We start from the raw sequence: 3,887 nt of genomic DNA on the forward strand, positions 1-3,887 counted from the left end.
AACGAAGCCGTTTGAATTTCGAGTCGGGCTCTCAGCCAAGCCTCTCGACCTTGTGTTCGCCGATAGTCCCCAAAACGTCCCGCTCGATCGGCAAAGCCCGTCGCCGCCGCGGCTCTTCGGTCGACGACGCCTCGTCGAACCCGGCGTCCGGCGACTGCCAGCTTCCCACCACCTCACCGGATCGCCGCCGCCCCGCTTGGCTCCCGAACTCGCCGAGCTTGGCGATCGCCAACGCCATCTGCTCGCCGTTCAGCCGCCCCATGCCTTCCAGCCATTGAGAGAACTCAACCGCATCCAAGGAAATCCAAGAAAATCCAACATCCGAAACCCGCTGATTTTCGGAGCCGGCGCCTCTCTCCGCGGACGAACGAGGAAAACCAAATGTTGCGCGCCGATGGCGTCCAGGCGACCGGCGCCCTCTTGGCCTGGTCGATGGATCCGTCGCCCCAGCCCGTCGACAAACAGAGGCTTCGACGCCCTGCGGATGATCGCAATTATGGAGCCGGCTCAACCTGAAGACACAATGCTCTGAAGGCGCGCGGAGGCGCCCGTGACGGCGCCTGTCGAAGTCACTTCGCGCAGATCTTCACCACGCCCTGGCCGCCCCACATGGCGCAGGGGGAGAAGCTGAAGCGGTAGGTTCCGTTGGCGGGAGCGATGAAAGTCAGCGATCCCGGTGCTTGGGCGTTTCCAGAGAAGAACCCGCCCGGCCCCTCGACGTTCGGGTCGCGCGGGCTCCAGGAGGTCACGACCTGGCCGGAGCGCGGGTCCATTTCCGCCGACTGGCCGGTCATCTGGGCGAAGATCGTCTGTCCGTGGGCAAAGTCGCCGACGAAAGTCGTTGCGGCGCCGCGATAGGTCCAGCATGTCTGGCCGGGCGGCGTCTTGATGCGGGCGACCACCTCGCGGTCGCAGGCGCTGGCGAGCGCGGACGACGCGTGGGCGGCTACGAGTCCGGCCGCGGCCGTCGCGACCGAGACTATTCGGCTTCTTCTCATGCCTTGCCATCCCCTCTCGGCGCGGGTCCTCGCCCCAAAGCCCCATGCAAGCAAGAGGCCGCGGTATGAAACACTCCTTCTCGGCGTTCTCTGCAAGCGCAAAGCTGCTCCAGAGTCTTCATGGTCGCGCGCCCTTCGCGAAACCTGAATCCGGCTTATTCGCGTCCCGCCCTATGCCGCTGCCGCGGGCTCCGGCCTCGGCTCGCGAGTGAGCAGACGGCAGAGCCGCGCCAGTGTCGACCGCTGCTCCCGCCGCGGGACAACCATGTCCACCATGCCGTGCAGCCGCAGATATTCGGCGCGCTGGAACCCCTCCGGCAGGCGCTCCCGGATCGTCTGCTCGATCACCCGCGCCCCCGCAAAGCCGATGACCGCGCCGGGCTCCGCGATATGGACGTCGCCGAGCATGGCGTAGGAGGCGGTGACGCCGCCGGTAGTCGGATTGGTGAAGACGACGATATAGGGCAGGCGCGCCGCGCGGAGCCGCCGAACGGCGACCGTCGTCCGCGGCATTTGCATAAGGGCGAACATGCCCTCCTGCATCCGCGCCCCGCCCGAGGCCGTGAAGATGATGAACGGGGTGCGGCGTTCGACCGCGGCCGCCATGCCCGCGATAATCGATTCGCCGGCCGCCATGCCCAGGCTTCCGCCCTGGAAGGCGAAATCCTGCACTGCGACCATGACCTCATGGCCCTCGAGCTTGCCATGCGCAAGGGTCACCGCGTCATAGGCGCCGGTCTTGGCGCGGTTCTCCTTGATGCGGTCGACATAGCGCTTGACGTCGCGAAATTTGAGCGGGTCCGCCGGGACTTCCGGCGCGGTCAACTCCTCGTAGGCGCCGTCGTCCATGAATGCGGCGAGCCGGGCTTTCGCGCCGATCGCCATGTGGTAGCCCGAGCCCGGCACCACCATGAGGTTGGCTTCCAGGTCCTTGTGGAAGACGAGCTGCCCGCTTTCGGGGCATTTTACCCACAGGTTTTCCGGGGTCTCGCGCCGCAGCAGCGACCGGATCTTGGGCGGCACGACATTGTCGATCCAATTCATGGCTCAGCGAGCTCCCAAGGAGCGTCCTCTGTTTGGTGACTTCCAAGCCTATCGCTGCTTGGCGAGCGTGACCTCGTGCTGACAGTTTGTGAATGAACCCTCTTCGAGGTCCTGACGTTCTCGGCATGGTTCCGGTCCGATTCTCTTTCGATTCCCGAGCGTCCCAAGAACAAACAATAGCTCACACCCTCTGAGGGGCGTCGTCGCAGGACAAGGTTGTCGGGACGATCTTGCTCTCCTCACGCGGCGGGCCGGTCGCCTACGGATGCGCAGGCGCGCGCGAGGGTCTCCACCAGCTTGCCGACCGAGCCGACCGTAGCCTGGGTCGCTTTTCCGTCCTCAAGCGAGCCTCTCACCGCCTCGACGAGGGCGGACCCGACAACGACTCCATCGGCGGCCGATCCGATTGCGGCGGCGCTCGCCGCGTCTTTCACGCCGAAGCCGACCGCGACCGGCAGGGCCGTATGCCGCTTGATCCTCGCCACGGCTTTGCCGACGACGGCCGGATCGGGTGTCGCAGAGCCGGTGACGCCGGTGATGGAGACGTAATAAACGAACCCTGATGTATTCGCGAGGACAGCCGGCAGCCGGACGTCGTCGGTCGTCGGCGTCGCGAGGCGAATGAAGGAAAGGCCCGCGCGTAGCGAGGGCAGGCACAATTCGTCGTCCTCTTCCGGCGGCAGATCGACCACGATCAGGCCGTCGACCCCGGCGGCCTTCGCGTCGCGGAGGAACGGCGCGACCCCGTAGGAATAGATCGGGTTGTAATAGCCCATCAGAATGATCGGAGTGTCGGCGTTCTCCTGGCGAAAGGCCGCGACCATCTTCAGCGTCGCGCGCAGCGTCTGCCCGCTTTTTAGCGCCCTCAAGCCCGCCGCCTGGATCGCCGGGCCGTCGGCCATCGGGTCGGTGAACGGCATGCCGAGCTCGACGATGTCGGCGCCGGCGGCGGGCAGGGCCTCTAATATCGCGAGGCTCGTCTTCGCGTCGGGGTCGCCGGCCATGACGAAGGTGACGAGGCCGGGCCTGCGCTCGGCGGCCAGCCGCTCAAATCGGCGTTCAATGCGTTCGCTCATGCGCCGCTCGTTAGCATGGCCGGCGGGCGCGGGGAACCGGGTGAGGCGCAGGATGGCCGTCCGCCTCTCCGGACCGGGCGAGAGCCCTTTCCTCCCCGCGGGTTCCTCTTTACGAGGCTTCCGGACGAAGGCCCTGCGCCCAGCCCCGCGCGCCTGCAAAGGGCCTGCGTCAGAAACCTTCAGCATGCGTTGGAGCAAATCGGGAGTTTGCCGTTCTTGCGACGTCCGCCGGATGACACGACCGAGTTTGCTTCAGGTCGCGCGACAGTCCCAGTTAACCGCAAATTGTGGAGAGTGGCGTCCCGGAAGGGGCTACAACAACCTAGTGATATCAAACGCTTGTCCGAAAGTGGGACTGCAAAACCTTCCATAGAATTGTAAGGCTTTTTTGGCGGAAGGGTCCCACCGAAAGTGAAATCTATCCGGCCTAAGCCGAGCAACGCGTCCGGCGGGTAATCGCGTCAGGACAGGCTAGCTAACTGGGATTATGCGTCCGAACGCGACCAAAATCACCCAAATACCCCGGAAGACCCGCCAAGGCTAATAGTTGACGACATTTATGTTGACGATCAGCCCAAAAACGCCTTATTTCAGTCAAAAGGGCTTATCCTCCCTCTGCGAAGCGGGGCGTCCAAAATGGGAGCTTGGCACAGGTGAAACAAAGAGATAGGCGGCCTGAGGGGCACCGAAAGAAATGGGCGGAAGGGGTTATTGGGCTCGTCCCGGTCCAGCGCAAAGCGCCTCCTTCCGTCCACGTCGGCGGTCGCAC

At 64.8% G+C, this 3,887-nt stretch carries 4 protein-coding genes; all 4 read right to left on the reverse strand.

Annotated features, from left to right (window positions below):
* Nucleotides 1-31 precede the first annotated feature (31 nt).
* The 4 genes from ACLP25_RS05480 to trpA all read right to left on the reverse strand — a co-directional run bounded on the left by ACLP25_RS05480 (nucleotide 32) and on the right by trpA (nucleotide 3,118).
* Complete coding sequence (locus ACLP25_RS05480; protein WP_442468214.1) at nucleotides 32-298, reverse strand: hypothetical protein; 267 nt, start codon at nucleotides 296-298, stop codon at nucleotides 32-34.
* A 271-nt stretch (nucleotides 299-569) separates the two neighbouring features.
* Complete coding sequence (locus tag ACLP25_RS05485) at nucleotides 570-998, reverse strand: hypothetical protein (protein ID WP_442468215.1); 429 nt, start codon at nucleotides 996-998, stop codon at nucleotides 570-572.
* A 171-nt stretch (nucleotides 999-1,169) separates the two neighbouring features.
* On the reverse strand, nucleotides 1,170-2,042 hold the full coding sequence (gene accD / locus ACLP25_RS05490) for an acetyl-CoA carboxylase, carboxyltransferase subunit beta (RefSeq protein ID WP_442468216.1): 873 nt from the start codon (nucleotides 2,040-2,042) through the stop codon (nucleotides 1,170-1,172).
* Nucleotides 2,043-2,281: 239 nt separating this feature from the next.
* A complete protein-coding gene (trpA, locus tag ACLP25_RS05495) occupies nucleotides 2,282-3,118 on the reverse strand; it encodes a tryptophan synthase subunit alpha (RefSeq protein WP_442468217.1) in 837 nt (278 codons plus the stop codon).
* Nucleotides 3,119-3,887 lie beyond the last annotated feature (769 nt).

It is taken from the genome of Roseiarcus sp. (genome assembly GCF_052145395.1).
Taxonomy (GTDB): domain Bacteria; phylum Pseudomonadota; class Alphaproteobacteria; order Rhizobiales; family Beijerinckiaceae; genus Roseiarcus.